We start from the raw sequence: 25,466 nt of genomic DNA, 5'->3' as shown, positions 1-25,466 counted from the left end.
GCCCCAAAAATCCGGGGCAATCAGGGAGATCACAATGTCGAATGAGTTGAACTATCTGCTGTCGCGCGCCACCAAAGGCTTGATGAGCCGCCGCGAATTCGTTGGCCGTGCCGGTGCGCTGGGCGTGTCGGCGGCGATGGCCTCGACCCTGCTGGCTTCGGCTGCGCGGGCGGAAGAGCCGAAAAAGGGCGGCCTGCTGCGCGCAGGTATGGCGGGTGGCGAATCCACCAACTCGCTGGACCCGGCGCTGGCCGCTTCGGAAGTGCCCTTCGCCGTGAACATGACTTGGGGCGAGATGCTGGTTGACGTGAACGCCAAGGGCGAGATCGACTACCGGATTGCCGAAGAAGTGTCGTCCAGCCCGGATGCGATGGAATGGAAATTCAAGATCCGTAAGGGCGTTGAATACCACGACGGCAAGACCGTAACGTCGGACGACGTTGTTGCCACACTGAAACGCCACACCGATGAGAAATCGCAGTCGGGCGCTTTGGGCATCGTGAAAGATATCGTGGACATGAAAGCCGAAGGTGACATGGTCACGCTGAAGCTGAAGTCCGGTAACGCCGACTTGCCGTTCCTGATGGCAGATTACCACCTGATCATTCAGCCCGGCGGTGGTTTTGATAACCCGACCGCAGGCATCGGCGCTGGCCCCTACAAGATCGTCGCCAACGAGCCGGGCGTGCGCCATACCTTCACCAAGCATGCCAACTACTTTGACAGCACCATGGGCCATGCCGATGATGTCGAGATCATCGTGATCAACGACAACACCGCGCGCACCTCGGCGCTGCAGGCTGGTCAGGTCCATATGATGAACCGCGTTGACCCAAAGATCGTCGGACTGCTGAAAGGCGCACCCGGCATCTCGATCGAGGCTGTTGCAGGTCGTGGCCACTATGTCTTTATTATGCACTGCGACAAGGCACCTTTCGACAACAACGACCTGCGCATGGCGTTGAAACTGGCGATCAACCGTCAGGAAATGGTCGACAAGATCCTTGGCGGCCTTGGCTCGCGCGGCAACGACTTCCCGATCAACGCGGCCTATCCGTTGTTCGACGACACCATCCCGCAGCGGGAGTATGATGCGGCAGCGGCGGCGGAAGCCTATAAGAAATCCGGCCATGATGGCTCGCCCATCGTGTTGCAAGTGGCGGCAGGGGCCTTCCCCGGCGCGATCGAGGCGGCGCAACTGTTCCAGCAATCGGCCAATGCCGCCGGTATCCCGTTGGAAATCAAGCGCGAGCCCGATGATGGGTATTGGACGAACGTCTGGAACGTCGCACCCTTCTGCGCCAGCTATTGGGGTGGGCGTCCGGTGCAGGATCAGATGTATTCCACGGCCTATCTGTCGACCGCCGACTGGAACGACACCAAGTTCAAAGATCCGAAGTTCGACGAAGTTCTGATCGCTGCCCGCGCCGAGTTGGACCAGACCAAGCGCAAGGCCGAATATTCGGAACTGGCGCACATGCTGCGCGACAACGGCGGTCTGATTTGCCCGATGTTCAACGACTTCGTCGAGGCCAAGCGCGCAGAAGTCGGCGGCTGGCTGCCTGATCCGAACGGTGAATTGATGAACGGCCGCGCACTTGCCAAGTGCTGGCTGAACACCTGATCCGCCCGATGCATCCGGTTGTGAAACTCGTATCCCAGCGATTGGTGCTGGGACTGTTGCTCATGTTGGCGGTTTCGGCCCTGATTTTTTTTGGGGTCGAGGCTTTGCCGGGCGATACGGCGCAAGCCATGCTGGGGCAATCGGCAACGCCCGAGGCCTTGGCTAACCTGCGCGAGAAAATGGGACTGAACGAGCCTGTGCTGTGGCGTTACGGCCATTGGCTCTACGGGTTCATGACCGGAGACATGGGGGTGGCGCTGACCAACGGCGAGGATATCGCCACCTCTATCGGCAGCCGTCTGGGAAATACGCTGTTTCTGGCGTTCTGGGCCGCGCTGATTTCGGTGCCGCTTGCGATCCTGTTGGGGTTGCTGGCGGCACGCTACAACGGGCGCTGGCCGGATCGGTTGATCTCGGGCGTCACGCTGGCCACGATCAGCCTGCCGGAATTTGTGGCGGGCTATCTGGTGCTGTATTTCCTTGCCGTCAAATTGCAGTGGTTCCCCGCGATGTCGATGGTGTTTCCCGGCATGGGCGTGTTTGAACGCCTGAGCGCGATCATTCTGCCGGTTATCGTGCTGGTGATGGTGGTGCTGGCGCATATGATGCGGATGACGCGCGCAGCCATTCTGAACGTGATGCAATCGGCCTATATAGAGACTGCCGAGCTGAAAGGCTTGTCGCCGCTGACTGTGATCTGGCGACATGCTTTCCCGAATGCCATCGCCCCCGTGGTCAACGTGGTGATGTTGAATCTGGCCTATCTGGTGGTGGGCGTTGTCGTGGTTGAGGTGGTGTTCGTCTATCCCGGCATGGGCCAGTATCTGGTGGACCATGTGACCAAGCGCGATCTGCCGGTGGTGCAGGCCTGCGGGATGATCTTTGCCGCCGTCTATATCGGGCTGAACATTCTGGCCGATGTGGTTTCCATCCTTGCCAACCCCAGACTGAGGCATCCGAAATGAGGCGTATTCCCCTTTCCGCCCTGATCGGTCTGATCCTGACCGGGGGCTTTTTCTTCGTGGCCATTTTCGCGCATCTGATTGCGCCCTATAAAATGGACGAATTGGTTGGTGGCGTGTGGGATCCGATCTCGTCCGCGCATTGGCTGGGCACGGATTCGATTGGCCGCGATCTGCTGACGCGGATGATCTATGGCGCGCAGGTGACGATTTTCATCGCCACGGCCTCTACCATCCTCAGCTTTGTCACCGGATCGGTGCTGGGCTTTCTGGCGGCGACGGCGGGCGGCTGGGTCGATCAGGCGCTGTCGCGCTTTGTCGATTTGCTGATGGCGATTCCGACGCTGATCCTGTCGTTGGTGATCCTAACGGCGGTGGATGTGACCACGCTGAACCTGATCCTTGTGATGGGCTTTCTGGATGCGACGCGGGTGTTCCGGCTTTCGCGCGCCGTAGCCGTCGATATCACGGTGATGGATTACGTCGAAGCCGCGCGGTTGCGGGGCGAAAAGCAGGGCTGGATCATTTTCTCGGAAATCCTGCCCAACGCTCTGTCGCCGCTGGTCGCCGAACTTGGCCTGCGGTTTATCTTTGCCGTGCTGTTCATCTCGACCCTGTCCTTCCTTGGCCTTGGCGTGCAGCCGCCGCTGGCGGATTGGGGCGGCTTGGTGAAGGAAAACTCGGCCGGGTTGGTTTATGGCATCCCGGCCGCCTTGGCCCCGGCGATTGCGATTGCCGCACTGGCAATCTCGGTGAACCTGGTGGCGGATTGGGTGCTGTCGCGCACCACCAGCTTGAAAGGTGGTCGCGGTGCTTGATCAGATGAAACCCAACCTGCTTGAAATCAAGAACCTGCGCATCGAGGCCACGTCTTATCCGCCCGGAGAGCCGCCGCGCCATGTCGTGCTGGTGGATGATGTGTCGGTCGCGGTGCAGCAGGGGCGCGTGCTGGGGCTGATCGGTGAATCCGGGGCGGGCAAATCCACCATTGGCCTGTCGGCGATGTCCTATGCCCGCGGTGGGGCGCGTTTGGCCTCGGGTCAGATCCTGCTGAATGGCCGCGATATCCGCACCGCTGGCCCCGGTGATCTGCGCAAATTGCGTGGCCATGAAGTGACCTATGTGGCGCAATCCGCCGCCGCTGCCTTCAACCCGGCGAAACGGCTGATGGAGCAGGTGATTGAAACCAGCCTGCACCACAAGCTGATGTCGCGGGCCGAGGCCGAGGCCCGCGCGGTGGATCTGTTCCGCAAGCTGGGCTTGCCGAACCCGGAAACCTTTGGCTCGCGCTATCCGCATCAGGTTTCGGGCGGACAGTTGCAGCGCGCGATGACGGCGATGGCCCTGTGCCCCAAGCCCGATCTGGTGGTGTTCGACGAGCCCACCACCGCGCTGGACGTAACGACGCAGATCGACGTGCTGGTGGCGATCAAGGCGGCAATCCGCGACACAGGCGTTGCGGCGTTGTATATCACCCATGATTTGGCGGTGGTGGCGCAGGTGGCCGACGACATCCTCGTGCTGCGTGGTGGCAAAAAGGTGGAATACGGCACAACCGATCAGATTATCAACGCACCACAACAAGCCTATACGCAGGCGCTGGTCTCGGTCCGTTCGATTGACCACGCCGAAAAGCCGGACACGGCCTCGGTGCTGTCGGTCGCCAATGTCACCGCGCGCTACAAGGGCACCAATTTCGACGTGCTAAAGAATGTCACGGTTGATCTTTCGGCGGGGCAAACGCTGGCTGTGGTGGGCGAAAGTGGCTCGGGCAAATCGACGCTGGCGCGGGTGATCACCGGGCTTTTGCCCGCCACCCAAGGCCGCATCACATTCGCAGGCCGCACGCTGTCGCCCGATCTGGCGGGCCGGACGCGGGATGATCTGCGTGAGTTGCAGATGATCTACCAGATGGCCGACACCGCGATGAACCCGCGCCAGACCGTGGGCACCATCATCGGGCGGCCGCTGGAGTTCTACTTTGGTTTGAAAGGTGCTGCAAAACGCGCGCGTATTCAGGAGTTGCTAGAAGAAATCGAGATGGGCGCGGGCTTTATTGATCGCTACCCAGCCGAGCTTTCCGGTGGCCAGAAACAGCGCGTCTGCATTGCCCGCGCACTGGCCGCCAAGCCTAAGCTGATCATCTGCGATGAGGTGACATCGGCGCTCGACCCGCTGGTTGCCGATGGCATCCTGAAACTGCTGCTGGCGTTGCAGGAACGCGAGGGCGTGGCCTATCTGTTCATCACCCATGACCTTGCGACAGTGAAAGCCATCGCCGACAAGATCGCGGTGATGTATCGCGGGCAGGTCGTGCGTTATGGCAGCAAAACCGATGTGCTGACGCCGCCGTTTGATGATTACACCGACCTGCTGCTGTCCTCGGTCCCCGAGATGCAACTTGGCTGGCTGGAAGAGGTGCTGGCGTCGCGCAAAATGGAAAGCGGCGGCAACTAAGGCGCTGAAGCCATTTCATCTGTCCCTAAATATCCCCGCCGGAGGCTTCCCCGGTTGGGCACGGAGAAAACCATGCACAAACTGCTGCTGATCATCCTTGACGGTGTGCCCTATCGCAACTGGCGCCGCCTGTTCGGCAACCTTGAGGGCTTTGTCGCCCAAGGCGAGGCGCGGGTGTGGCGGATGCGGGCGACGCTGCCCTCGACCTCGGCCTCGTGCTATGCCTCGATCCATACCGGGGTGCCGCCGCAACAGCACCGGGTATGGGGCAATGAGGCGGTGTATCGGCTGGAGCAGCCGGATATCTTTTCAGAACTCAGCAAGGCGGGGCGCAAGACTGGGGCTGTCACCCACAGTTTCTGGTCGGAACTGTTCAACCGCAGCCCCTTCGATGTGGTGCGTGATATCGAATATGACGAACCCGCAGGCCCGATCACCCATGGCCGTTTCCACACCATGACCGGCTATGGCAATATCAACCAGATGACGCCGTCAGACGTCGATCTGTTCGCCACGCTGACCCGTTTGGCCGAGGTAAAGGGCATCGACTATGGCATCCTGCACACCTGCACGCTGGACAGCATGGGGCATCGGTTTTTCCACGATTGCGAGGAAATGGACCATGCCTGCTATGTGATAGATGCGATGCTGGCCCCGTTCCTGCACCGCTGGCGTGCGGCGGGATATGAGGTGATTGTCACCGCCGACCACGGCCAGGACGAACGCGGCCACCACGGCGGCACTGGAGAATTGCAGCAGGACTTCGCGTTCTACTACTTTGGCGAGTCTGAGATGCCCGGCCCGGATGTCGTGCTGGATCAGTTGGCGCTGGCCCCGTCGATCCTGACGCGGATGGGCGTGGCGGTTCCGCCCAGTATGAAGGCGAAGCCGTTCTTTCAGGCCTGACCCGACTTGCGCCCTTATCTGGCGTAGGTCGCGCCTTCTTCATCCAGCAGGGCCTTGACCTCGCGCAGATGTGCCTCAGCATAGCCTCGGTAGGCATCCCATTCGCCGGCGGTTTTTTCGGCCACGGCATCGGACAAGATGCGCAGCGGGCGGCCGGTTTGCAGGGCGCGGATATAGGTTTCCGCGGCGCGCTCAAAATAGGTCAGCCGGTTGAAGGCATCGGCCACCGATTGACCGATGATCAGCACGCCGTGGTTGCCCATGATCATCGTGGTGATCTTCGGATCGGTCAAAAGCTGCACGCAGCGGGCTGCTTCTTCCTCAAACGCCATGCCGCCGTAATCGGCATCCACCACCTGCCGTCCGAAAAACATCGCCGAGTTCTGGTCGATGGGGGGCAGGTAACTGTCGGCAAGGCTGGCGAGCACCGTGGCATGGATCGAATGCACATGCATCACACAGCGCGCGTGGGGCAGGGCGCGGTGGATGCTGCCGTGCAGGCCCCAGGCGGTCGGGTCCGGCGCATCGGGGCGGTTCATCGTGGTCGGATCGTTGGCGTCAATCTCAAGCAGGCTGGATGCGGTGATGCGGCCAAAGTGGCGCATGTTCGGATTCATCAAGAATTTGCTGCCATCAGCGTTCACCGCAAGGCTGAAATGGTTCGACACCGCCTCATGCAGGTTCAGCTTGACGCTCCAGCGAAAGGCCGCCGCCAGATCGACGCGTTCGGCCCAATGGGTGATATTGGCATGTGCGTTCATGTTTGCTCTCCATAGGGCCAGTGGCCTTGCGCCAAGGCGGTGATCGCGTTGCAGATTTCGCTGAAAGAGGTGGCGGCGCGCGGCACGCTGGCGCGGGCACGCAGATAGCCATGCACCATCCCCGGCGCGGTAAAGGCCATCGCCCGTCCGCCTGCGGCACGGATGGCCGCGGCATAGTCATGTGCATCATCGGCCAGCGGATCACATTCGGCGGCAATGGCAACGGTGGGCGGCAGGCCGGTGAAATCGCTGTCTTGCAGGGGCGCGACGGTGGGATCGCCTCGCACTTCGGTGCCGCCATGACGGATACCTGCATAGAATTCCACATCCGCCAGCGTCAGCATCGGCGCGAAGGCATGGGTCTGATAACTGCCCTTGCTGCGATCACCGCCCAATCCGGGATAGATCAGCACTTGCCCCAGAATCCGTGCATCGCCGCGCAGGGCATGGCTGACGGCGGCGGCAAGATTGCCACCCGCCGAATCGCCCACCAGCACCACCGCACCATCCACCGCCTGCACGACGGCGCGGGCATCATCAAAGGCTGCGGGGTGCAGATGCTCGGGCGACAGGCGGTAATCGACCGCCACCACCTGCAACCCGGTGGCGGCGCGAATGTCGGCGCAAACGTCATCATGGCTGTGCAATCCGCCCACCACATAACCGCCGCCGTGCAGATAGATCACTGTCGGGGCTTCCCCCGGATAGACCCGGCACGAAACCTCTGAAATCATGCGATCTTCCGAGACGACCCCCGGCGGATAGCCGCGCTGAAAATGCGCGCACATCGCGTCATAGACCCGGCGTTGATCGGCAATGTCCATGCTGGCGGTGTCAGGCGGATAGCAGGCGTCGGTATCTCGGATAAAGCCCCAAGTCGCGGCGTCGATAAGGCTTTGGTAATCTGGCGCTGGCATGATGAGCAAATCCCGGTGCATTCGCTGGTGATCATGGCGGGCAAAGCCTGCGGGTTCAACGCCCAATCATCGCCACAATTCAGCAAAGAATGTCCCATTGACTGCCCCATTGCCGCCGCAAGCCTCGTTCAAGGTTAACTCAGAGAAGTCGTAGACCGCTGCCATGTTGAGGGGAACAATCGTGCAAATCATCCGGTCACTAGAACAACACAGCGCCTCGCCCGTTGGGCTTGGTATTCGGGTCATGCTGGTCAGTCAGGGACAAGAGGCTGCGCCTTTGCCGCATCGTCTTGCGGGGCTTGGTGGCAAGGTTGAAATGGCGGATGATCTGTTTGCCGGGCTTGAGGCGGTGATCGAGGATCCGGCTGGATACGGGCTGTGCGTGATCGACTGTGATTGCTTTGGCGGACTGGCGGCGGGGCGTCGGGCGCATGCGCTGCTGGCTGATGTGGCCAAACGGGTGCCGGTGATCCTGTTGTCAAAGGAATGCGCGGCGCAAGAGTTTCCTGAGAACCGCGGCGATGCCGTGGTGCTGCGTGCGCCCACCTCGGGGATTTCGCTGCGGGTTGGTTTTGAACATGCCTTGCGCGACCGGCTTGCGATGCGTTTGATCTGAAGATCCAGCCCGTGTTTGCCTGATTGCAGGTCGTGATCAGCGCGGAAATGAAAAGGGGCGCATCCAAGATGCGCCCCTTTCAAATTCATCCAGCCCTTAGGCTGACGGTTCAGGCCAATGCCAGGTTGGTCGCCGATTCGCGGCCATCGCGGCCGGCTTCGATGTCGAACGTGACCGGCTGGCCATCTTTCAGCGAGCGTAGACCAGCACGCTCCAGCGCAGAGATGTGCACGAACACGTCTTTTTTGCCGCCTTCCGGGGCGATAAAGCCAAAGCCTTTGGTCTCATTGAACCATTTCACGGTGCCCTTAGCCATCGTGATGTCTCCTTCAGTGGTGCCGCCCGCGAGATTGCGGCGGCTTGGCGCAGTCAGCCTTTGTCGAATGCTGTGGCCGAAATCGGAGACAGAGATCGCAGAGAGTCAACGTCGCACTCTTTGATATGGGCGATTCTGGCCACAGATCAAGAAAAAATTATGGACTAGGCGTGTTCCGTCCGGCGCAGATCGGTGGCCTTACGGCGCGGCCACATCGCGAATCCCAGCACCAAAGCGGCGACGGCGCAACCGACCCCGCTCCACAACCCAAGGGCGGTCATCCAGCTGACATTCAACGCCACAAGGCTGAACAAGGCCGAGAAAAATCCCAGCATTCCGCCTGTAATCATTGAAACGACAGCCATCGCACCCTCCGTAAAATCACAGGTGCAGTAGGGTGGCGGAATGCGGCGACAATGCGGCGAAAGCGCGGAATGGTTGTGAAGGACGGCAAAAGTCTTTCAGAACTGCCGCCGCGCTCGCAGTGCCGCGCCAATGGTACCATCGTCGAGATAGTTCAACTCGCCGCCAATCGGCACGCCCTGCGCCAGCGAGGTGATCCGCACCTCCAGCCCCGCCAAAGCATCGGCGATGTAATGCGCGGTGGTCTGGCCATCGACCGTGGCATTCAGCGCAAGGATAACCTCGGTCGCATCGCGCGCCCGATCGACCAACCGGGGGATGCCGAGTTCTTCCGGGCCAATCGCATCCAGCGCCGATAGCGTGCCGCCCAGCACGTGATAGCGGCCACGAAACGCGCCGCCACGCTCCATCGCCCAGAGGTCCGAGACATCCTCGACCACGCAGATCTCGCCGGTGGCGCGGGTTTCATCGCTGCAAATCGGGCAAATCTCGGCGGTGCCGATATTGCCGCAGATCACGCAATCCTTCGCCGTCAGCGCGACCGTCGCCATCGCCTGCGCCAGCGGGGCCATCAGCGGCCCGCGCTTTTTCAACAACGCCAACACCGCGCGTCGGGCCGAGCGGGGGCCAAGCCCCGGCAATCGCGCCATCAGCTCGATCAGCACCTCGATGTCGCGCGATTGCTCCATTCTGCCCGGATGTCCTTAGATCGGCAGCTTGAAATCCGCAGGCAGACCAAGCGCTTGCGTCATTTTCTGCATCTCGACCATGTTGCGGGCCTGCCCCTTGTTCTGGGCATCCTTGATCGCGGCGATGATCAGATCTTCGACCACTTCCTTTTCCGAGGCGACGAGGATCGATGGATCAATATCCAGCCCGGTGATCTCGCCCTTGCAGGTGGACCGCGCCTTGACCAGCCCGCCGCCCGCTTCACCGATCACCACGGTGCGCGCCATTTCCTCTTGCAGTTCGGCCATCTTGCCCTGCATTTCCTGCGCGGCCTTCATCATCTTGGCCATATCGCCAATGCCGCCCAAACCTTTCAGCATCTTGTCTCCTCAGTCATCTTCAAAGGGGTCCCATTCGTCGTCCACTTCCGGCAAGGCTTCGGCGGCGGCAGTGGCCGCCATCGCCTCGGCGGTTCTGATATCGGTGATCTTCGCACCCGGAAAGGCTTGCATCACGGCCTGCACCAGCGGGTTGCCCATCGCCTCGGCACGGGCGGCTTCTGCGGCGGCGTCGCGTTCTTCGGCCAAGGTGGCCGCGCCACCGGTGTTCACCACCGACACGCCCCAACGCGCGCCGGTCCAGCCTTGCAAGCGCTGCGACAGCCGCGCGGCAAGGTCAGGCTTTGCGCCGGGGGCAGGTTCAAACTCGATCCGGCCCGGTGCGTATTTCACCAGCCGCACGCCTTCCTCGACTTCCATCAGCAGCCGCATGTCGCGCTTTTCGCGGATCAACTCAACGACTTGCGCAAAGCTGGCGTAAATCACCAACTGACTTTCGGCCACAGCCAAAGCCTGACCGCCCTGCATCGTCGGCCCGCGCATCGGGGCCGAGGGCATCATCCGCGCGCCATGCATCATGCCACCACCACCGCCACCGCCAGCCGGTGCGCCACCCGTCGGGCGCGGCGGGGCGCTTTGCGACATCAGCTTTTTCACCAGCGTTTCCGGGTCGGGCAGGTCGGCGACATGGGTCAGACGGATCACCGCCATTTCGGCCGCCATCATCGCGTTGGGGGCGAGCGCCACTTCCTCGAGCGCCTTGAGCAGCAATTGCCACATCCGCGACAGCGCGCGGCTTGGCAGGGCCTGCGCCATGGCCAGACCGCGTTCACGCTCATCCTGCGGCGTCGTGGGGTCTTCGGCGGCTTCGGGGGTGATCTTGATCACCGAAATCCAGTGGGTGATCTCGGCCAGATCGCGCAGCACCGCCATCGGATCGGCCCCGTCGGCATATTGACCCGACAGTTCCGCCAAGGCCCCGGCCGCCTCACCCTTCATGATCAGATCGAACAGATCCAGCACCCGACCCCGGTCGGCCAAGCCCAGCATGGCGCGCACCTGTTCGGCGGTGGTTTCGCCCGCGCCGTTGGAAATCGCCTGATCCAGCAGGCTGGTGGCATCGCGGGCCGAGCCTTCTGCCGCCCGCGCGATGAGGGCCAAAGCGCCATCGGTGATCTTCGCGCCCTCGGCATCGGCGATCTTGCGCATCAGCGCCATCTGCACTTCCGGCTCGATCCGCTTCAGATCAAAGCGCTGGCAGCGGGAAAGCACCGTCACCGGCACCTTGCGGATTTCGGTGGTGGCAAAGATGAATTTCACATGCGCCGGCGGTTCTTCCAACGTCTTCAGCAGCGCGTTGAACGCAGCATTGGACAGCATGTGCACTTCGTCGATGATGTAAATCTTGTAGCGCGCCGAGGCTGCGCGATAGTGGACCGAGTCAATCACTTCGCGCATGTCGCCCACGCCAGTGCGGCTGGCGGCATCCATCTCCATCACGTCGACGTGGCGGCCCTCGGCGATCGCCATGCACGGCTCACACAGGCCACAAGGTTCGGTGGTGGGCTGGCCCTGGCCATCGGGGCCGACGCAGTTCAGCCCCTTGGCCACGATCCGCGCCGTCGTGGTTTTGCCGGTGCCGCGAATGCCCGTCAGCATAAATGCATGGGCGATCCGGTCGGCCGCGAAGGCGTTTTTCAGCGTGCGCACCATCGCCTCTTGCCCGACCAAATCGGCAAAAGTCGCGGGGCGGTATTTGCGGGCCAGAACCTGATAGGTTTGCGGCGGGGTTTCGGTCATCATGCCTCTTGTGCGCGGGGCGGATTCGGCTGCGCATAACCTAAGCCGCGCGGGGCCAAACGTAAACCAAAGAGGAACAGATGCGGCTGACAATCGCAGAGCTGACCTTGCGGCAGGGGCTGCTGGGGATCAGCCCATGCCCCGGGCGCGCGGGGTTTTACGCGGCTGATCTGCTGGCGATACGCTATTGGCGGCCTGCACTGGTGGTGACATTCACCACATCCGAAGAATTGGCGCGCACAGCGCCGCCGCTGGGCGATGATCTTGCCGAAGCGGGGATCGCATGGCTGCATCTGCCGACTGCGGATTACGACACGCCGGGGCAGGGGTGGGACGACGTCTCGGCGCACGCGCATCGGCATTTGGCGCAGGGTGACAAGGTTCTGCTGCACTGCATGGGCGGCTGCGGGCGGTCCGGCAGTGCCGCGCTGCGGCTGATGGTCGAAGCTGGTGAGGCCCCCGAGCCTGCCCTGATCCGCCTGCGCCAAGTGCGGCCTTGCGCGGTGGAAACCCAAGCGCAACTGCTGTGGGCCAGCCAAGCCGCTGCCACCTGACCGACATCGGTCTTCATCTTGGCTCAAATACTCCACGGATAGCCGGGGGTGTGAAACCCCCGGCTATCCGCCAAATCGCCGCTTGGCGGCGGATTTCTTGGTGAATTTGCCCGCTGCCCGCACTTTCGACACCTGCATGGCAGAGGAATTGGCGGCCTCTTCGGCGCCCAGCTTGCGCCAGCTTTCCAGCCGCCGGGCATCGACCTTGCCCGCCGCAATCGCCGCCTGCACGGCGCAGCCCGGCTCGACGGTGTGCTTGCAATCGCGGAAGCGGCAATCGGCGGCGAGGTCGATCAGATCGGAAAACAGCACGTCGATGCCATCGGCCACATCGGTCAGTTGCAACTCGCGCACCCCCGGCGTGTCGATCAGCCAGCCGCCGGTGGGCAGGGCCAGAAGGTAGCGCGAGGTGGTGGTGTGGCGGCCTTTGGCGTCATCTTCGCGGATATCGCCGACCTCGAGCGCGCCGCCCGTCAGGCTGTTGGCCAAAGTGGATTTGCCGACCCCGGATGAGCCCAGCAGCACCACGGTTTGCCCCGCGCGGCACCATGGGTCCAGCGCGCCCAGATCGCCGGATTTCGCGTTCAGCGCCAGCACCGCCATCCCCGCCGACAGGCCTTGCGCGCGGGCGATATAGGGGGCGGCCTCGGCCATGTCGGCCTTGGTCAAGACCACAACCGGGGTGATGCCAGCGGAATGGGCCAGCACAAGGTAACGCTCCAGCCGCGCCTCGTTGAAATCGGCGTTGCACGAGGTGACGACGAACATGGTATCGACATTGGCGGCGATCAGTTGTGCGGCGGTGCCGGTGCCTGCGGCGCGGCGTTGCAACAGGCTGATGCGCTCCAACACCCGGCCCACGCGGGGGCCATCGGCCAGCACCCAATCGCCCACCGCCATATCCGCGACCGACAGGGTCGGGGGGCAGAGCAGTTCCATAGCGCCCGTCGCTGTCAGGGCCTGCACGCGGGCGCGGTGCAGCGAGGTCAGGCGTGCAGGCACAAGGGCCGCATCTGTTTCGGTCAGTTGTGCAGAGAAATGGTCAGACCAGCCCAGATCAGGCAGCGTGAAATCAGGCAAACGGCATCCTTTGTCGGCCCCTAGCGGGCAGCGGCAGTTTACGCGCCTGTGGCCGATGCGGCAAGCGGGGGCTTGCGCGCGCACGGGCGACGCCGCATTTTGGCGGCAAAGAGGAAAATGCCATGAGTGCTGCCCGTATTGCCGTTCTGACCGTCTCTGACCGCGCCGCGAAAGGTGAATATGCCGACCGGGGCGGCCCTGCTGCAGAAGAATGGCTGCGCCGGGTGATCACCACGCCGGTCGAGATCCTGCGCCGCATCACGCCGGACGGGCGGGCCGAAGTGGCGGGCGCGTTGTGCGATCTGGCGGATAACTGGGGGGCCGATCTGATCCTTGCCACCGGCGGCACTGGGCCATCCCCGCGTGATCTGACGCCCGAGGCGATGGCGGATGTGATCAAGATGGAGTTGCCGGGGTTTGGCGAGGCGATGCGGGTGGCCAATGGCCGCGTTGTGGCCACTGCGATCCTGTCGCGGCAATCGGCGGGGGTGCGCGGCAAGACGCTGATCATCACCTTGCCCGGCAGCCCGAATGCCATTGCCACCAGCCTAGAGGCGGTGTTTGCCGCTGTGCCCTATTGCCTTGATCTGATCGGCGCCGGCTGGATCGAGACCGATCCGACGCTGATCAAGGCGCATCGCCCGAAGGCCTGATGCTTTCCCATCTGGGAATGACTTGTGTTTTCGGGCCGAATTTGGCGTGTTTTCTACCGGATGTTGTGGTTGGGTGCGATTTTACGCGCCCACCCCCTGCTGTGGCAGCAGTTGCACGGCGTTGATCTGCCAGCCGTCCTTGGTTTCCACCATCATGTAATCCAGCAGATAGGTGCGCCCGCCCAGATCGGTGATCATCACCCGTTGCCAGAGATTGCCCGCCACCGTGCGCAGCTCTAGCATCCGCACATCGCCGTGCTGCCAGACCATAGGATACAGCTTTTCGACCATTTCGCCGAACTGATCCGGGGTGCCGAAGATGCCCTTGATATTGGGCGAGGCATAGGTCCAGGCCTTGGGCACATCCTGCGCGTTGAACGCGTCAAGCTGTTGCTGGATGGTCTGCTGAATGGGGGCTTCCTGGGCCGCCGCTGGAAGGGCCAAAGCTGCAAAAGCCGCTACAGAAAGGTAAAGTCGCATCGCAACCCCTTTTGACACCGTCCCCGATGATAAAGGTAAAGCAAGGCGGGATTTCGTCAAATGAAAACCCCCGCCGCGCAAGGGCAAGCGCGGCGGGGGCGTAATTTTTCAGCAGATCAGCCGACCAGATCGCCGTTCAGGGCGCGATCCAGCAGGGCAATGGTTTCTTCAACGCCGTAAAGGGCGATGAAGCCGCCAAAGCGCGGGCCGTCGGATGCGCCCAGCAAGACCTCATACAGGGCCTTGAACCAGTCGCGCAAAGGCTCGAACGCATGATCCTTGCCGACTGCAAAGACCATGCTTTGCAGGGCTTCGTCGTCCAAGCCACCGTCCCATGCCACCAGACGCGCGCGCAGATCGAGCATGGCGGCGCGTTCCTGATCGGTCGGCAGACGGAAGGTGCGGGTGGGGGCAATGCGGTCGTCGAAATAGCGCAGGGCATAGCCTGCCGCTGCATCCAGATCGGGGTTGGCTTCGGGCGAGGCATTGGGCGCATAGCGCTTGATGAAGCCCCACAGGCCCTTGGCATCCTTGGCCCCAGACACGCTTGCAAGGTTCAGCAGCATCGAGAACGGCACCACCATCTTCGATTCCGGCGGATTGCCGCGATGGATGTGCCAGACTGGGTTGTTGACCTGTGCCTCGATGTCTTGGGTCGGGTAGGCGCGCAACTGCTGGTGATATTCATCCATCGCGCGCGGGATCACGTCGAAATGCATCCGTTTTGCCGTCTTGGGCTTTTGATACATGAAATACGACAGGCTTTCGGTCGAGGCGTAGGACAGCCATTCGTCAATCGTCAGGCCGTTGCCCTTGGATTTGGAAATCTTCTGGCCTTGGTCATCCAGGAACAACTCATACGTCATGTGGTTCGGCTTGCGACCGCCCAAAACCTCGCAAATCCCGTCATAGATCGGGGTGTTGGTGGAATGGTCTTTGCCATACATCTCAAAATCGACATCCAGCGCGGCCCAGCGTGCGCCGAAATCGGGCTTCCATTGCAGTTTGACATTGCCGCCGGTGACGGGAAGCGTCCATTCGCGGCCCGACTCGTCGTCAAAGGTGATGGTGTGGTTGACTGGATCGACATGCTTCATCGGCACATAGAGCACGCGGCCGGTTTCCGGGTGGATCGGCAGGAAGCAGGAATAGGTCTGCTGGCGTTCATCGCGCAAGCTGGCCAGCATGATCTTCATGATCGCGTCATAGCGTTCGGTCGCCAGTTTCAGCGTGTCGTCAAAGCGGCCCGATTTGTAGAATTCGGTGGCGCTGATGAATTCATATTCAAAGCCGAACGTGTCCAAGAACCGGCGCAGCATGGCGTTGTTATGCGCGCCAAAGCTGGGGTATTCGCCATAAGGATCGGGCACAGAGGTGAGCGGTTTTTGCATATGCGCGCGCAGCATGTCTTGCTGCGGCACGTTTTCCGGCACCTTGCGCATGCCGTCCACATCATCCGAGAAGCAGATCAGCCGGGTGGGAATATCGGAAATCGCCTCGAACGCGCGGCGGATCATGGTGGTGCGGGCCACTTCGCCAAAGGTGCCGATATGCGGCAGACCTGACGGGCCATAGCCGGTTTCGAACAGCACATAGCCCTTTTCCGGCGCTTTTTTCTCATAACGTTTGAGCAGCGCGCGGGCCTCTTCAAAGGGCCAAGCTTTCGACTTCATCCCAGCATCGCGCAAAGCGGACATCGCGGCATACTCCAACGCGTGATGACCCCATGCCATCACAAGCCATTGTCCTCTATTGCCGCCACGCGCGCAGGTCAATATTCTGCACTGCAACAACAGGAGACCAGACGTGCCCGATACCCCCCCTTCGCTGTCGCCACAGGATGCGTTGCTGGCCGTGATGATCGCGGTTTCGGCCTCGGATGAGAACATGCGCACGGCCGAGTTGGTGGCGATCCAGCGCACGGTGAACCATATGCCGGTGTTCGCGGGCTATGACGCCGACCGAATGCGGGTGGTGGCGCAGACAGTGTTTGATCTGTTTGAGGAAGAGGACGGGCTTGAGGCTTTGTTCGGGCTGATCCGCGATGCGCTGCCGGAACGGCTGAATGAGACCGCCTATGCGCTGGCTTGCGATGTGGCCACCGCAGATGGGCAGTTGCGCGAGGTCGAATTGCGCATGCTTGAGGAAGTGCGTGAGGAACTGAGCATCGACCGTCTGCATGCAGCGGCGATCGAATGGGGCGCGCGGGTGCGCCATATGCGGCCCTGAGCGCCCAAAAATCAGGCAGTGCTGAAAGCCGCAGCGCTTGCCGCGACGTCATGGGAAAATCGAATCCAAAATCGCGGTCTGAGCGTGGCCCGCGCTCTATCCCTGATTGACCGACAGCGGCGGGTTGACCAAAGTCGACGGAATGGGGAGGTCCATCATGTTGATATTATCACGCTTTATAGATCGCGGGAATGAGGTCATCGGCAAGACAGTCGGCTGGTTCATTCTGGCTGCCATTTTGCTGAGCGCCGGAAATGCGGTGGTGCGCAAGCTGTTCAACACCTCGTCCAATGCGCTGCTGGAGGCGCAATGGTATCTGTATGGGGCGGCGTTTCTGCTGGCGGCGGCCTACACGTTGAAGCAGAACGAACATATCCGCATCGACATCGTTTATGGCGCTTTGTCGCGGCGCACCCAGCATTGGATTGATCTGCTGGGCCATCTGTTCTTTCTGATGCCGTTTGCGATTTTGATGGATGTGTATTTTGTCTCCTATGTGCTGCAATCCTACCGCTCGGGCGAGGTTTCCAACAACGCGGGCGGGTTGGTGTTGTGGCCTGCCAAGGCGTTGCTGTTGATCGGGATGCTGTTGCTGACGCTGCAAGGCATCTCGGAAATCATCAAGAAAATCGCGGTGATGCGGGGGATCATCCCCGACCCAACCCCATTTGTTTCGGCGCATGAGGCGGCTGCACAGGAAGGGGCTGAACTGGCCGACAAACTGGCCGCTTTGCAGGCTGAAGCCGATAAGGATGCGCGCAAATGATGGAACTTATCGCGCAGAACATGGCGCCGATCATGTTCGTCTCGTTGGTGGTGTTTCTGCTGGCGGGCTATCCGGTGGCGTTTTCCCTGGCGGCCAATGGGCTGTTGTTCTTCGTCATCGGGGTGTTTCTGGCCCCGCTGTCCGAAGGCACCATCACGCTGGACTGGCCTTTGCTTTACGCGCTGCCCGAACGATTTTGGGGGGTGATGCAGAATGAAACGCTGCTGGCGATCCCGTTCTTTACCTTTATGGGGATCGTGCTGGAAAGATCCGGCATGGCCGAGGATCTGCTGGAAACCATCGGGCAGTTGTTTGGCCCGGTGCGCGGCGGGTTGGCCTATGCGGTGATCATCGTCGGCGCGCTATTGGCGGCAACGACGGGGGTTGTTGCGGCCTCGGTCATTGCCATGGGGTTGATTTCGCTGCCGATCATGCTGCGCTATGGCTATGACCGCAGGTTGGCGAGTGGCGTGATTGCAGCGTCGGGCACCCTGGCGCAGATCATTCCGCCGTCGCTGGTGCTGATCATTCTGGCGGATCAGTTGGGCCGCTCGGTTGGCGATATGTATAAGGGTGCGATGATTCCGGGCTTGGTGTTGACCGGGCTTTATATGTCTTACGTGTTCATGGTGACGATGTTCCGCCCGAACTGGGCACCGGCGCTGCCGAAAGAGGCGCGGACGCTGGGCAATGGTGTGACATCCCTCATGGTGTCGCTGCTGGTGGCGGGCGGGGCGGGCTATCTGATCATCGCAGCGCTGCTGCCGGTTTACGGTGAAGGCGCGGATATCATCGGGGCGTCGGTTGCGATCATCGGCATCTACATCGCGGCGCTGCTGGACCGCGCGTTGAACATCAACCTGATGTCGCGGCTGTGCTCGCAGGTGATCATCGTGCTGATCCCGCCGTTGGCACTGATCTTTCTGGTGCTGGGCACGATCTATCTGGGCATTGCCACCCCAACCGAGGGCGGGGCGATGGGGGCTGTCGGCTCGCTGATATTGGCCGGGGTCAAGGGGCGGCTGAACATGGGGGTGATCCAGCAGGCGCTGGCGGCCACCACGCGGCTGTCGTCGTTCGTGATGTTCATTCTGCTGGGCGCGCGGGTGTTCTCGCTGACCTTCTACGGCGTGCAAGGGCATTTGTGGGTGGAGCATCTGCTGACTGCGATGCCGGGCGGGCAGTTGGGCTTCCTGATTGGCGTCTCTATTCTGGTGTTCCTGCTGGCGTTTTTCCTCGATTTCTTCGAGCTGGCGTTTATCCTTGTGCCGCTGCTGGCCCCGGTGGCGGATAAGCTGGGCATTGATCTGATCTGGTTTGGCGTCATCCTTGGCGTCAATATGCAGACGTCCTTCATGCATCCGCCGTTTGGGTTTTCACTGTTCTATCTGCGATCTGTCGCGCCGAAAGAGCCCTATACCGACAAGGTGACAGGCCGGATGATGGCACCGGTGAAGACCAGCCAGATTTACTGGGGGGCGGTGCCGTTTGTGGTGATTCAGGTGGTGATGATCGGTCTGGTGATCGCCTTCCCGCAGATGGTGATGCACTACAAGGGGGCGGTGGTGGATACATCGCATGTCACCTTTACCGCGCCGAACTCGGGCCTTGGCGGCTTGGGGGGATTGGGCGGTCTGGATGGTGGGCTTGGCGGCGGTTTGGGTGGCGGCTTGGGTGGCCCTGCAAAACCTGCGGCACCCGCGCCTGCTGCGCCCGCACCTTTGGGCGGCAATGACCTGCTGTCGCAACCGCCCAGCTTTGGCACGACCAAACCTGCGCCCTGACCTTGGGGACAGCGCAACAAAAAACCCCCGCCGAGCGATCGGCGGGGGCTTTCTTTGTGGCGCGGCTTAGAGTTTGCCGTCGCGTTGCTGGATCATCATGAAGGTGTCGTAGTTGTATTCCGCAACTTGCGTCCACTGATAGTAGTCGTTGCGGAAGCCCTTGATCGATTCCCAGATTTTCTTGAAGGGGGCGTTGGTGGCCTCCATCTCGGCATAGACCTCATTCGCGGCGGTGAACGAGGCTTGCAGGATTTCCGGGCTGAACGGGCGCAGTTGCACGCCTTGGCCGACGAGCGATTTAATCGCAGTCGGGTTCTTGTAGTCATACTTCTGCAGCATGTCGGCATCAGCGGCGCGGCACGCAGTGCGCAGCAAGGATTGATAGGTCGGGGTCAGCGATTCATACTGCGCCTTGTTGAAGAAGAAGTGGACGGTCGGCCCACCCTCCCACCAGCCGGGGTAGTAGTAGAACGGGGCGACCTTGTAGAAGCCCAGCTTTTCATCGTCATAGGGGCCGACCCATTCGGCGGCGTCAATCGTGCCTTTTTCCAGCGCCGGATAGATGTCGCCGCCCGGGATTTGCTGCGGCACCACGCCCAGCTTGGTCAGCACTTTGCCGGCAAAGCCACCCACGCGGAATTTCAGGCCCTGCAGGTCTGCCAGCGTGTTGATTTCCTTGCGGAACCAGCCACCCATCTGCACCCCGGTGTTGCCACCCGGCAGCGCGAAGATGTTTTTGGTGGCGAGGAATTCGTTATAAAGATCAATGCCGCCGCCATGGTAGTGCCAGGCGTTGATGCCACGTGCCGACAGCGAGAACGGCACGGCGGCCGCCAGCGCAAAGGTCGGGTCTTGGCCGAAGTTGTAATAGCCAACGGTGTGGCAGGCCTCAACCGTGCCCGCGCTGACCGCATCTGCCGCAGGGGCACCACCGGGCACCAATTCGCCTGCCGCAAACACCTGAATCTGGAAATTGCCATCGGTGGCTTCGGACAGCATTTTGGACAGCACCTCGGCCCCGCCATAGATGGTATCCAGCGATTTCGGGAAGGACGAGGTCATCCGCCACGTCACCTTCGGGCTGGTCTGTGCAATCATCGGCGAGGCGAGCATGGCGGCCCCTGCCGCACCAACCCCCCCAATCGAAGCCTTGGTCAGAAATGAACGACGATCCATGCAATCCTCCTGTTGATGCAATCACAACGGCTGGCGCGGTCTCCTCATCCCACGCCGACACGCAATCAGACTACACGCTAAGATCGTTCTGTCTATGCAGTTAGACGGCAAAGCGGCCAATCCCGCCCGGGTTCTTGCGCGGAAATCCTGCTGCGTTATCCGCAGGATGCAGGGTGACGTAGCGGCAGGTGTGGTCTGGCGGCTCGCATGGCGTGGCTGTGCCTGAAACGGCGGCAAAGGCGCGTTTCTTGGGCAGCGGTGCGCCTAAAGATAGGTCTGGCCCCAGCGATTCAGCAGTTGCGCCTGCAACCTGTGCGCGCGTCTGACCCAAGCCTTGTCGCCTTCGGGCGATTCGCGGTTCCACACCGGCACAGCGGCACGGCGGGGCAGGTCGGCGGCAAAGATCGCAAAGGCCAAAGCCCGTCCGTCCGGCGCATCGACATAGCCCGACAGGTTTGAGACGAAATTCATCGTGCCGCTTTTCGCCGCCACCCGTGCCACGCTGCCCGGTTTCGCCGCCTTGGCGGCAGGCTTGCCATCGGCGCTGGGCAGATCGGCGGTTTTCATCAGCCCGTGCAGCAGCGACAGCCGCTTGTCGGCGCGGGTGGCAATCATCACCTTGACCATCTCGGCGGGGCTGATCCGGGTTTTGGGGCCAAGGCCGGAATGATCGCCAAACACCGCCTGCACCCCAAACCGCCGCCGCGCCCAACTGGTCATCACCGCAGCCGAGCCTTCCAGACTGCCCGCGCCTGATGCGGTCAGCCCCACCGCCTCGGCGGTCAGATTGGTGGAGAATTTCAACATCTTGCGCAACACATCCGGCAAAGCCTCGGACTCGTGGCGCACGATCTCAGACGCGGCGGGGAGGGTATAGACGACTTCTGCCGCGGGCAGCTTGATGCCCTGCGCGGCACAAAGGGTCTGGAACACCTCGGCCACATAGGTCGCCGCATGGCGCACCGGCAACCAGCGCGAGCCTTCGCGGCCCAAAGCGCCGCGCGCCACTGTCCAGCGATCCTGCGCCGCGCCGGTTTGGTAGGCGAACACCGGCACATCGCGGTCCACCACCTGCACCTGCGCCATGCTGACGGGCGGCACAAACCGCGCGCCTTCGGCGTTCATTGACAGGTTGTAGCCGTCGTTTACCGCCTTCCAGACGAAATTCACCCGGTTGAAATTTAGCATCAAGCCCGAGATTGCCGGGTTATAGCCCACGAAATCCGGCTGATCATTGGCAATCTCGGCCCGTTCCGGCAAAGCGCCTGCATAGGCTACGAACTTGCCCGTCACTTCGCGCAGGCCACTGGCTGCAAGCGCCGCCACCAGATCGCCCATCTTGTCGGTGTCAAAGGTGGGATCGCCGCCGCCAGCGAGGATCAGATCGCCGTCAAGCCGCCCATTTGTCACCGGCCCCGTCCGCATCACCCGCGTGACAAAGCGGTGATCCACCCCCAGCTTTTCCAGCGCAAACGCTGTGGTCACGGCTTTGGTGACGCTTGCGGGCGGCATCTCCTGCGCCTCGCCTGACGCCTCCAACACCCGGCCCGAGGCCAGATCGACCACGCAATAGCCCACCGTGCCGGTCAGCTTCGCCGCTGCGACCAGCGCCGCCGCCCCCTGCGCCGCCCCGCGCGCCGCCGCACCGGGCAAGGGCCGCGCCCGTGGCCGCAGCGAGACGCTGGGCGCTTCTGCCAAGACCGGGGCCGCAACCCCCGCCAGCAACCCGCCCAATACAAACCTGCGCGAAAGCCGCATGCCGATTCCTTTGGTCATCCTCTGCGTTCAAATATCCTCGGGGGAGGCTGCGATGCAATCGCGGCCGTGGGGGCAGACAGCCCCCTGGCACCACCGATCACGGCAAATTCACCGCTTCCACTCGCCGCGCGCCCGGATCGCGCTCGACGACGCGCCGTTCATCGGGATGTTCACGAAACACCAGGCCGGGGCCTTGCGCCCGCGCAAATTCTCACCGCGGTCGATCTGATTGACCCGAAACGCGCGCGCGGCCACCGATGTCCGCGCCGCCACCCCCGATCCGGGCCGCGCCAAAACCCCCACGGGCACCGAGCGCAAGATATCGCGCCAGCGGTTCCAGCGGTGGAATTGCACCAGATTGTCCGCCCCCATCAGCCAGACGAAATGCACGCCGGGATAGATCGCCTGCAAGCGGCGCAAGGTGTCCACCGTCGCCCGCGTGCCCAGACGCGCCTCAAGATCGGTGATCTTCACCTGCGGATCGGGCATCACCGCCCGCGCGCGCGCCAGCCGTTCTGCCAATGGTGCGGGCTGGCGGGCCTTCAGCGGATTGCCGGGCGTGACCAGCCACCAGACCTGATCCAGCCCCATCCGCTTCAGCGCCTCGCGGGTGATATGCACATGGCCCTCATGCGCGGGATCAAACGACCCGCCCAGAAGGCCGATGACCATACCCTTGGTCGCTATGGGAAATCCTGCTCTCATGCGACGCATCTTGACCCGATCCGGCGCGGCTTTACAATCGCAGACAGCAAGGCCGGGTCAAGACGCCGGGCATCCCGGCTGGGCGGGGCTTCCCCGCCTATCTTTCGCACGTTGTGACATTCGACGCATGGCCTTCGCTGAACGTCATTCAGAGATGGCCATGCAGGACAGGTGAGGTTGACCCGGCCCTTGCACCCGCCATTTCCAGACCGCGCCGCACTGGCCCCTTTGGCCGCCAGCCTTGCCCAGCAAGACTGGACCGAAGCCGCACTGACGCTGCATCTGCGCCAACGCCTGCCCGGCAACCAGCCCGCCCGCGCCGCACAGCTTGCCCGTAGCCTGCTGCGCCGCTTTCCCGCGCGCGCGGCGCCCGATGCCGCGCAAATCCTGCGCCATCTGCGAGGGTCGCCGCAAGGCAGGGCGGTGCTGGCCCATGCCCGCCGCTATCACGTGCTGCCCGCCCACAGCCTGACGTCGCCTGCGTTCAACCCGATCCCGCCGCTGCAGAATCTGCCGCTGCCGCCGATGGTGAGTGAGGCTGACCTTGCCGACTGGCTGGCGATCACGCCCGATCAGTTGACCCGCTTTGCCGATCTGCGCGGGTTATCTGCCCGCACCGACAGCCCATGGGCCGCGCATTACCACCACCACCTGATCCCAAAATCCAACGGCCAGTTGCGCCTGATCGAAGAACCCAAACCCTTCCTGAAACGCCTGCACCGCCGAATCCTGTCGGGCCTGCTGAACCATATCCCGCCACACCCCGCCGCCTATGGCTTCGTGCAGGGGCGCAACTGCCTGCAAGCCGCCGCGCGCCATGCGGGCGAGCAGATCGTGGTCAGCTTTGATCTGGCGCATTTCTTTCCCTCCATCCGATTTCCCCAGATCTACGCGCTGTTCCGAGCCTTTGGCTATCCGGCTCAGGTGGCACGTAGCCTTGCGGGCCTGACCACCGCAATTACCCCGGCCGCTATCTTGCGCCAAGCTGGTCTTGCCGCCCGCGACCAACTGTCGAACCGCCATCTGCCGCAGGGCGCGCCCACCTCGCCCGCGCTGGCCAATCTGGTGGCCTTGCACCTCGACCGCCGCCTTGCGGGGCTCGCGCAAAGCCTTGATGCCACCTACACCCGCTACGCCGATGATCTGACCTTTTCGGGCGACACCCGCATCGCAGCGGTCCTGCACCGCGCCGTGCCGCAGATTGTGGCCGAGCAAGGCTTTGTGCTCAACCCCAGCAAAACCCGCGCGCAGCCTAGCCACCACCGCCAAACCGTGACCAGCATCACCGTCAACGCCACGCTCAACCCGGCGCGCGAGTCCTACGATCTCTTGAAAGCCACCATCCACCACCTCACTCGCCCCAGCGATCCACGTCGCCACGACCTCGGCTTCCTCGCCAGCCTGCAAGGCCGCATTGCTTGGGTCGCGCAGATCAACCCCGCCAAAGGCGCGAAACTGCAAGACCGCCTCGCCACAGCCCTGTTGACGCGATCAGATAGCTGATCTAAGTCAGGTATCTGCGAGCCCAGACAATTCGACCAAAATTGTCATCCTCTGCGCTAAAATATCCTGCCGGGGTCTGGGGGTGCAAACCCCCAGCCGCTATGCAGCAACCCAAGGCCGATCATGCTTGATAACATCGCCCGCCTGCGCCGCTTCAACCGTGCCGTGACCCGTGAGGTCGGTGCGCTTGACGATTCCTACCTTGGCCGCGGCCGCCCTTTGGGAGCCGCCCGCGTGCTGCAACTGATCACGCCGCAGGGCACCGACGTTGCCCAGATCCGCAGCCAACTTGCACTCGATTCCGGCCTGCTCAGCCGCCTGCTGCGCGCACTGGAAGCCGAGGCGCTGATCCATCTTGTCAGCGATCCCGCCGACCGCCGCCGCCGCACCGCACATCTGACGGCAGCGGGAGAGGCCGAGATGCAGGCCTATAACGCCATCGGTTATGCCCGCGCCGCTGAAACCCTCGCCCGCGCCAAGGGTCGTCAGCAGGCTCTGATCGACGCGATGGATCTGATCGCCACCACCCTGCTGCAAGATCAGGTGCAGATCCACGACGCGGGCCCAAGTGACCCCGCCGCCCTTGCCTGCCTGCAAGCCTATTATGATCTGTTGGCCGAAAAGATCACAGGCATCACCCCCGACATGCTGACGCTGCCGCTGTCTGACCCCGAAAAATACCGCGCCCCCCATGGCGCTTTCCTGATCGCGTGGAGCGATGATCTTCCCGTCGGCACCGTTTCCCTCCGCCCGTTGGAAGGCAGCACGGCCGAGGTGAAACGGCTGTGGGTCCACACCTCTGCCCGTGGCCAAGGCCTCGCCCGCCGCCTGATGCAAGCCATCGAATCCCGCGCCCGCAGCCTTGGCTATACCGCCCTGAAACTCGACACCAACGCCGCCCTGACCGACGCCATCGCCCTTTATCACCGCGACGGCTGGCAAGACATCCCTGCCTACACCCAGTTCCCGGCGACGCATTGGCTGGGCAAAACCCTATAATCGCCGCCCCACGTTGCCCTCGCGCCCAACAATCGCTACATAGCGCAGCA

Annotated in this window: 26 protein-coding genes; 13 read left to right on the top strand and 13 right to left on the bottom strand. The window is 62.4% G+C overall.

Annotated elements, in window-relative coordinates; all coding sequences use genetic code 11:
• The first annotated feature begins 34 nt into the window (after positions 1–34).
• From ACFOGH_RS17215 to ACFOGH_RS17195, 5 genes are all read left to right on the top strand, one after another.
• Positions 35–1,624 (top strand): ABC transporter substrate-binding protein, encoded by a 1,590-nt coding sequence (locus tag ACFOGH_RS17215; RefSeq protein ID WP_380074399.1) that lies wholly within the window; start codon positions 35–37, stop codon positions 1,622–1,624.
• Positions 1,625–1,632: 8 nt separating this feature from the next.
• Complete coding sequence (locus ACFOGH_RS17210) at positions 1,633–2,589, top strand: ABC transporter permease (protein ID WP_380074898.1); 957 nt, start codon at positions 1,633–1,635, stop codon at positions 2,587–2,589.
• Positions 2,586–3,404 carry an ABC transporter permease gene (locus tag ACFOGH_RS17205; RefSeq protein WP_380074398.1) on the top strand — a complete coding sequence of 273 codons (819 nt, stop codon included), beginning with the start codon at positions 2,586–2,588 and terminating at the stop codon, positions 3,402–3,404. The genes ACFOGH_RS17210 and ACFOGH_RS17205 overlap by 4 nt, the downstream gene beginning before the upstream one ends.
• A 4-nt stretch (positions 3,405–3,408) precedes the next feature.
• Complete coding sequence (locus ACFOGH_RS17200) at positions 3,409–5,043, top strand: ABC transporter ATP-binding protein (protein ID WP_380074897.1); 1,635 nt, start codon at positions 3,409–3,411, stop codon at positions 5,041–5,043.
• A 72-nt stretch (positions 5,044–5,115) separates the two neighbouring features.
• The gene (locus tag ACFOGH_RS17195) at positions 5,116–5,949 is read left to right on the top strand and encodes an alkaline phosphatase family protein (protein WP_380074397.1); all 834 of its coding nucleotides are present in this window, start codon (positions 5,116–5,118) and stop codon (positions 5,947–5,949) included.
• Positions 5,950–5,963: 14 nt separating this feature from the next.
• Here the strand turns inward: ACFOGH_RS17195 and ACFOGH_RS17190 are convergent, their stop codons facing one another.
• Both ACFOGH_RS17190 and ACFOGH_RS17185 read right to left on the bottom strand, forming a co-directional pair.
• Complete coding sequence (locus ACFOGH_RS17190) at positions 5,964–6,710, bottom strand: class II aldolase and adducin N-terminal domain-containing protein (RefSeq protein ID WP_380074396.1); 747 nt, start codon at positions 6,708–6,710, stop codon at positions 5,964–5,966.
• The gene (locus ACFOGH_RS17185) at positions 6,707–7,627 is read right to left on the bottom strand and encodes an alpha/beta hydrolase (protein ID WP_380074395.1); all 921 of its coding nucleotides are present in this window, start codon (positions 7,625–7,627) and stop codon (positions 6,707–6,709) included. Before ACFOGH_RS17185 ends, ACFOGH_RS17190 begins: the two co-directional genes overlap by 4 nt.
• 244 nt (positions 7,628–7,871) lie before the next feature.
• On the opposite strand from ACFOGH_RS17185, the gene ACFOGH_RS17180 reads away from it, so the two are divergent.
• A complete protein-coding gene (locus tag ACFOGH_RS17180) occupies positions 7,872–8,243 on the top strand; it encodes a hypothetical protein (RefSeq protein ID WP_380074394.1) in 372 nt (123 codons plus the stop codon).
• Positions 8,244–8,352: 109 nt separating this feature from the next.
• Here the strand turns inward: ACFOGH_RS17180 and ACFOGH_RS17175 are convergent, their stop codons facing one another.
• From ACFOGH_RS17175 to ACFOGH_RS17155, 5 genes are all read right to left on the bottom strand, one after another.
• Positions 8,353–8,559, bottom strand: a complete 207-nt coding sequence (locus ACFOGH_RS17175; protein WP_054005237.1) for a cold-shock protein — start codon at positions 8,557–8,559, stop codon at positions 8,353–8,355.
• Positions 8,560–8,723: 164 nt separating this feature from the next.
• Positions 8,724–8,924 carry a hypothetical protein gene (locus tag ACFOGH_RS17170; RefSeq protein WP_380074393.1) on the bottom strand — a complete coding sequence of 67 codons (201 nt, stop codon included), beginning with the start codon at positions 8,922–8,924 and terminating at the stop codon, positions 8,724–8,726.
• Positions 8,925–9,020: 96 nt separating this feature from the next.
• Positions 9,021–9,611 carry a recombination mediator RecR gene (gene recR / locus ACFOGH_RS17165; RefSeq protein WP_380074392.1) on the bottom strand — a complete coding sequence of 197 codons (591 nt, stop codon included), beginning with the start codon at positions 9,609–9,611 and terminating at the stop codon, positions 9,021–9,023.
• A 15-nt stretch (positions 9,612–9,626) separates the two neighbouring features.
• The gene (locus ACFOGH_RS17160; RefSeq protein ID WP_380074391.1) at positions 9,627–9,971 is read right to left on the bottom strand and encodes a YbaB/EbfC family nucleoid-associated protein; all 345 of its coding nucleotides are present in this window, start codon (positions 9,969–9,971) and stop codon (positions 9,627–9,629) included.
• Between the two features lie 9 nt (positions 9,972–9,980).
• On the bottom strand, positions 9,981–11,729 hold the full coding sequence (locus tag ACFOGH_RS17155) for a DNA polymerase III subunit gamma/tau (RefSeq protein ID WP_380074390.1): 1,749 nt from the start codon (positions 11,727–11,729) through the stop codon (positions 9,981–9,983).
• A gap of 80 nt (positions 11,730–11,809) precedes the next feature.
• On the opposite strand from ACFOGH_RS17155, the gene ACFOGH_RS17150 reads away from it, so the two are divergent.
• Complete coding sequence (locus ACFOGH_RS17150) at positions 11,810–12,283, top strand: protein-tyrosine phosphatase family protein (protein WP_380074389.1); 474 nt, start codon at positions 11,810–11,812, stop codon at positions 12,281–12,283.
• 63 nt (positions 12,284–12,346) lie between these two features.
• Here the strand turns inward: ACFOGH_RS17150 and rsgA are convergent, their stop codons facing one another.
• Positions 12,347–13,363 (bottom strand): ribosome small subunit-dependent GTPase A, encoded by a 1,017-nt coding sequence (rsgA, locus tag ACFOGH_RS17145; protein WP_380074388.1) that lies wholly within the window; start codon positions 13,361–13,363, stop codon positions 12,347–12,349.
• 122 nt (positions 13,364–13,485) lie between these two features.
• On the opposite strand from rsgA, the gene mog reads away from it, so the two are divergent.
• Positions 13,486–14,016, top strand: coding sequence for a molybdopterin adenylyltransferase (gene mog, locus ACFOGH_RS17140; protein ID WP_380074386.1), 531 nt, complete (start codon positions 13,486–13,488; stop codon positions 14,014–14,016).
• Between the two features lie 81 nt (positions 14,017–14,097).
• Here the strand turns inward: mog and ACFOGH_RS17135 are convergent, their stop codons facing one another.
• Both ACFOGH_RS17135 and ACFOGH_RS17130 read right to left on the bottom strand, forming a co-directional pair.
• The gene (locus ACFOGH_RS17135; protein ID WP_380074385.1) at positions 14,098–14,496 is read right to left on the bottom strand and encodes a DUF4864 domain-containing protein; all 399 of its coding nucleotides are present in this window, start codon (positions 14,494–14,496) and stop codon (positions 14,098–14,100) included.
• Positions 14,497–14,612: 116 nt separating this feature from the next.
• On the bottom strand, positions 14,613–16,193 hold the full coding sequence (locus ACFOGH_RS17130) for a lysine--tRNA ligase (RefSeq protein WP_380074896.1): 1,581 nt from the start codon (positions 16,191–16,193) through the stop codon (positions 14,613–14,615).
• Between the two features lie 109 nt (positions 16,194–16,302).
• On the opposite strand from ACFOGH_RS17130, the gene ACFOGH_RS17125 reads away from it, so the two are divergent.
• From ACFOGH_RS17125 to ACFOGH_RS17115, 3 genes are all read left to right on the top strand, one after another.
• Positions 16,303–16,725, top strand: a complete 423-nt coding sequence (locus tag ACFOGH_RS17125) for a tellurite resistance TerB family protein (protein ID WP_380074384.1) — start codon at positions 16,303–16,305, stop codon at positions 16,723–16,725.
• 157 nt (positions 16,726–16,882) lie between these two features.
• Positions 16,883–17,491, top strand: a complete 609-nt coding sequence (locus ACFOGH_RS17120; RefSeq protein WP_380074383.1) for a TRAP transporter small permease subunit — start codon at positions 16,883–16,885, stop codon at positions 17,489–17,491.
• Positions 17,488–19,275 carry a TRAP transporter large permease gene (locus ACFOGH_RS17115; protein ID WP_380074382.1) on the top strand — a complete coding sequence of 596 codons (1,788 nt, stop codon included), beginning with the start codon at positions 17,488–17,490 and terminating at the stop codon, positions 19,273–19,275. The genes ACFOGH_RS17120 and ACFOGH_RS17115 overlap by 4 nt, the downstream gene beginning before the upstream one ends.
• Positions 19,276–19,341: 66 nt before the next feature.
• Here ACFOGH_RS17115 and ACFOGH_RS17110 read toward each other — a convergent pair whose 3' ends face one another.
• The 3 genes from ACFOGH_RS17110 to ACFOGH_RS17100 form a co-directional block, all read right to left on the bottom strand.
• On the bottom strand, positions 19,342–20,472 hold the full coding sequence (locus ACFOGH_RS17110; RefSeq protein ID WP_380074381.1) for a TRAP transporter substrate-binding protein: 1,131 nt from the start codon (positions 20,470–20,472) through the stop codon (positions 19,342–19,344).
• A gap of 243 nt (positions 20,473–20,715) precedes the next feature.
• Positions 20,716–22,227 (bottom strand): D-alanyl-D-alanine carboxypeptidase/D-alanyl-D-alanine endopeptidase, encoded by a 1,512-nt coding sequence (gene dacB, locus ACFOGH_RS17105; RefSeq protein ID WP_380074380.1) that lies wholly within the window; start codon positions 22,225–22,227, stop codon positions 20,716–20,718.
• Positions 22,228–22,317: 90 nt separating this feature from the next.
• Positions 22,318–22,914 (bottom strand): nicotinate-nucleotide adenylyltransferase, encoded by a 597-nt coding sequence (locus ACFOGH_RS17100; protein WP_380074379.1) that lies wholly within the window; start codon positions 22,912–22,914, stop codon positions 22,318–22,320.
• Positions 22,915–23,091: 177 nt separating this feature from the next.
• Here ACFOGH_RS17100 and ACFOGH_RS17095 point away from each other — a divergent pair, with 177 nt between their 5' ends.
• Together ACFOGH_RS17095 and ACFOGH_RS17090 are read left to right on the top strand one after the other, a co-directional pair.
• Positions 23,092–24,417 (top strand): reverse transcriptase family protein, encoded by a 1,326-nt coding sequence (locus ACFOGH_RS17095; RefSeq protein ID WP_380074378.1) that lies wholly within the window; start codon positions 23,092–23,094, stop codon positions 24,415–24,417.
• Between the two features lie 123 nt (positions 24,418–24,540).
• Positions 24,541–25,416, top strand: coding sequence for a bifunctional helix-turn-helix transcriptional regulator/GNAT family N-acetyltransferase (locus ACFOGH_RS17090; protein WP_380074377.1), 876 nt, complete (start codon positions 24,541–24,543; stop codon positions 25,414–25,416).
• Positions 25,417–25,466: the final 50 nt, after the last annotated feature.

This window comes from Cypionkella sinensis, assembly GCF_042646385.1.
GTDB lineage: Bacteria > Pseudomonadota > Alphaproteobacteria > Rhodobacterales > Rhodobacteraceae > Cypionkella > Cypionkella sinensis.
The sequence above is the reverse complement of the archived record's forward strand: the minus strand, read 5'-3'. Positions and strand labels throughout refer to the sequence as shown.

Coding starts and splice junctions, on each gene's coding strand:
- ACFOGH_RS17215 (WP_380074399.1), top strand. CDS start 35: ATGTCGAATGAGTTGAACTATCTGCTGTCGCGCGCCACCAAAGGCTTG.
- ACFOGH_RS17210 (WP_380074898.1), top strand. CDS start 1,633: ATGCATCCGGTTGTGAAACTCGTATCCCAGCGATTGGTGCTGGGACTG.
- ACFOGH_RS17205 (WP_380074398.1), top strand. CDS start 2,586: ATGAGGCGTATTCCCCTTTCCGCCCTGATCGGTCTGATCCTGACCGGG.
- ACFOGH_RS17200 (WP_380074897.1), top strand. CDS start 3,409: ATGAAACCCAACCTGCTTGAAATCAAGAACCTGCGCATCGAGGCCACG.
- ACFOGH_RS17195 (WP_380074397.1), top strand. CDS start 5,116: ATGCACAAACTGCTGCTGATCATCCTTGACGGTGTGCCCTATCGCAAC.
- ACFOGH_RS17190 (WP_380074396.1), bottom strand. CDS start 6,710: ATGAACGCACATGCCAATATCACCCATTGGGCCGAACGCGTCGATCTG.
- ACFOGH_RS17185 (WP_380074395.1), bottom strand. CDS start 7,627: ATGCCAGCGCCAGATTACCAAAGCCTTATCGACGCCGCGACTTGGGGC.
- ACFOGH_RS17180 (WP_380074394.1), top strand. CDS start 7,872: ATGCTGGTCAGTCAGGGACAAGAGGCTGCGCCTTTGCCGCATCGTCTT.
- ACFOGH_RS17175 (WP_054005237.1), bottom strand. CDS start 8,559: ATGGCTAAGGGCACCGTGAAATGGTTCAATGAGACCAAAGGCTTTGGC.
- ACFOGH_RS17170 (WP_380074393.1), bottom strand. CDS start 8,924: ATGGCTGTCGTTTCAATGATTACAGGCGGAATGCTGGGATTTTTCTCG.
- recR (WP_380074392.1), bottom strand. CDS start 9,611: ATGGAGCAATCGCGCGACATCGAGGTGCTGATCGAGCTGATGGCGCGA.
- ACFOGH_RS17160 (WP_380074391.1), bottom strand. CDS start 9,971: ATGCTGAAAGGTTTGGGCGGCATTGGCGATATGGCCAAGATGATGAAG.
- ACFOGH_RS17155 (WP_380074390.1), bottom strand. CDS start 11,729: ATGACCGAAACCCCGCCGCAAACCTATCAGGTTCTGGCCCGCAAATAC.
- ACFOGH_RS17150 (WP_380074389.1), top strand. CDS start 11,810: ATGCGGCTGACAATCGCAGAGCTGACCTTGCGGCAGGGGCTGCTGGGG.
- mog (WP_380074386.1), top strand. CDS start 13,486: ATGAGTGCTGCCCGTATTGCCGTTCTGACCGTCTCTGACCGCGCCGCG.
- ACFOGH_RS17135 (WP_380074385.1), bottom strand. CDS start 14,496: ATGCGACTTTACCTTTCTGTAGCGGCTTTTGCAGCTTTGGCCCTTCCA.
- ACFOGH_RS17130 (WP_380074896.1), bottom strand. CDS start 16,193: ATGTCCGCTTTGCGCGATGCTGGGATGAAGTCGAAAGCTTGGCCCTTT.
- ACFOGH_RS17120 (WP_380074383.1), top strand. CDS start 16,883: ATGTTGATATTATCACGCTTTATAGATCGCGGGAATGAGGTCATCGGC.
- ACFOGH_RS17115 (WP_380074382.1), top strand. CDS start 17,488: ATGATGGAACTTATCGCGCAGAACATGGCGCCGATCATGTTCGTCTCG.
- dacB (WP_380074380.1), bottom strand. CDS start 22,227: ATGACCAAAGGAATCGGCATGCGGCTTTCGCGCAGGTTTGTATTGGGC.
- ACFOGH_RS17100 (WP_380074379.1), bottom strand. CDS start 22,914: ATGAGAGCAGGATTTCCCATAGCGACCAAGGGTATGGTCATCGGCCTT.
- ACFOGH_RS17090 (WP_380074377.1), top strand. CDS start 24,541: ATGCTTGATAACATCGCCCGCCTGCGCCGCTTCAACCGTGCCGTGACC.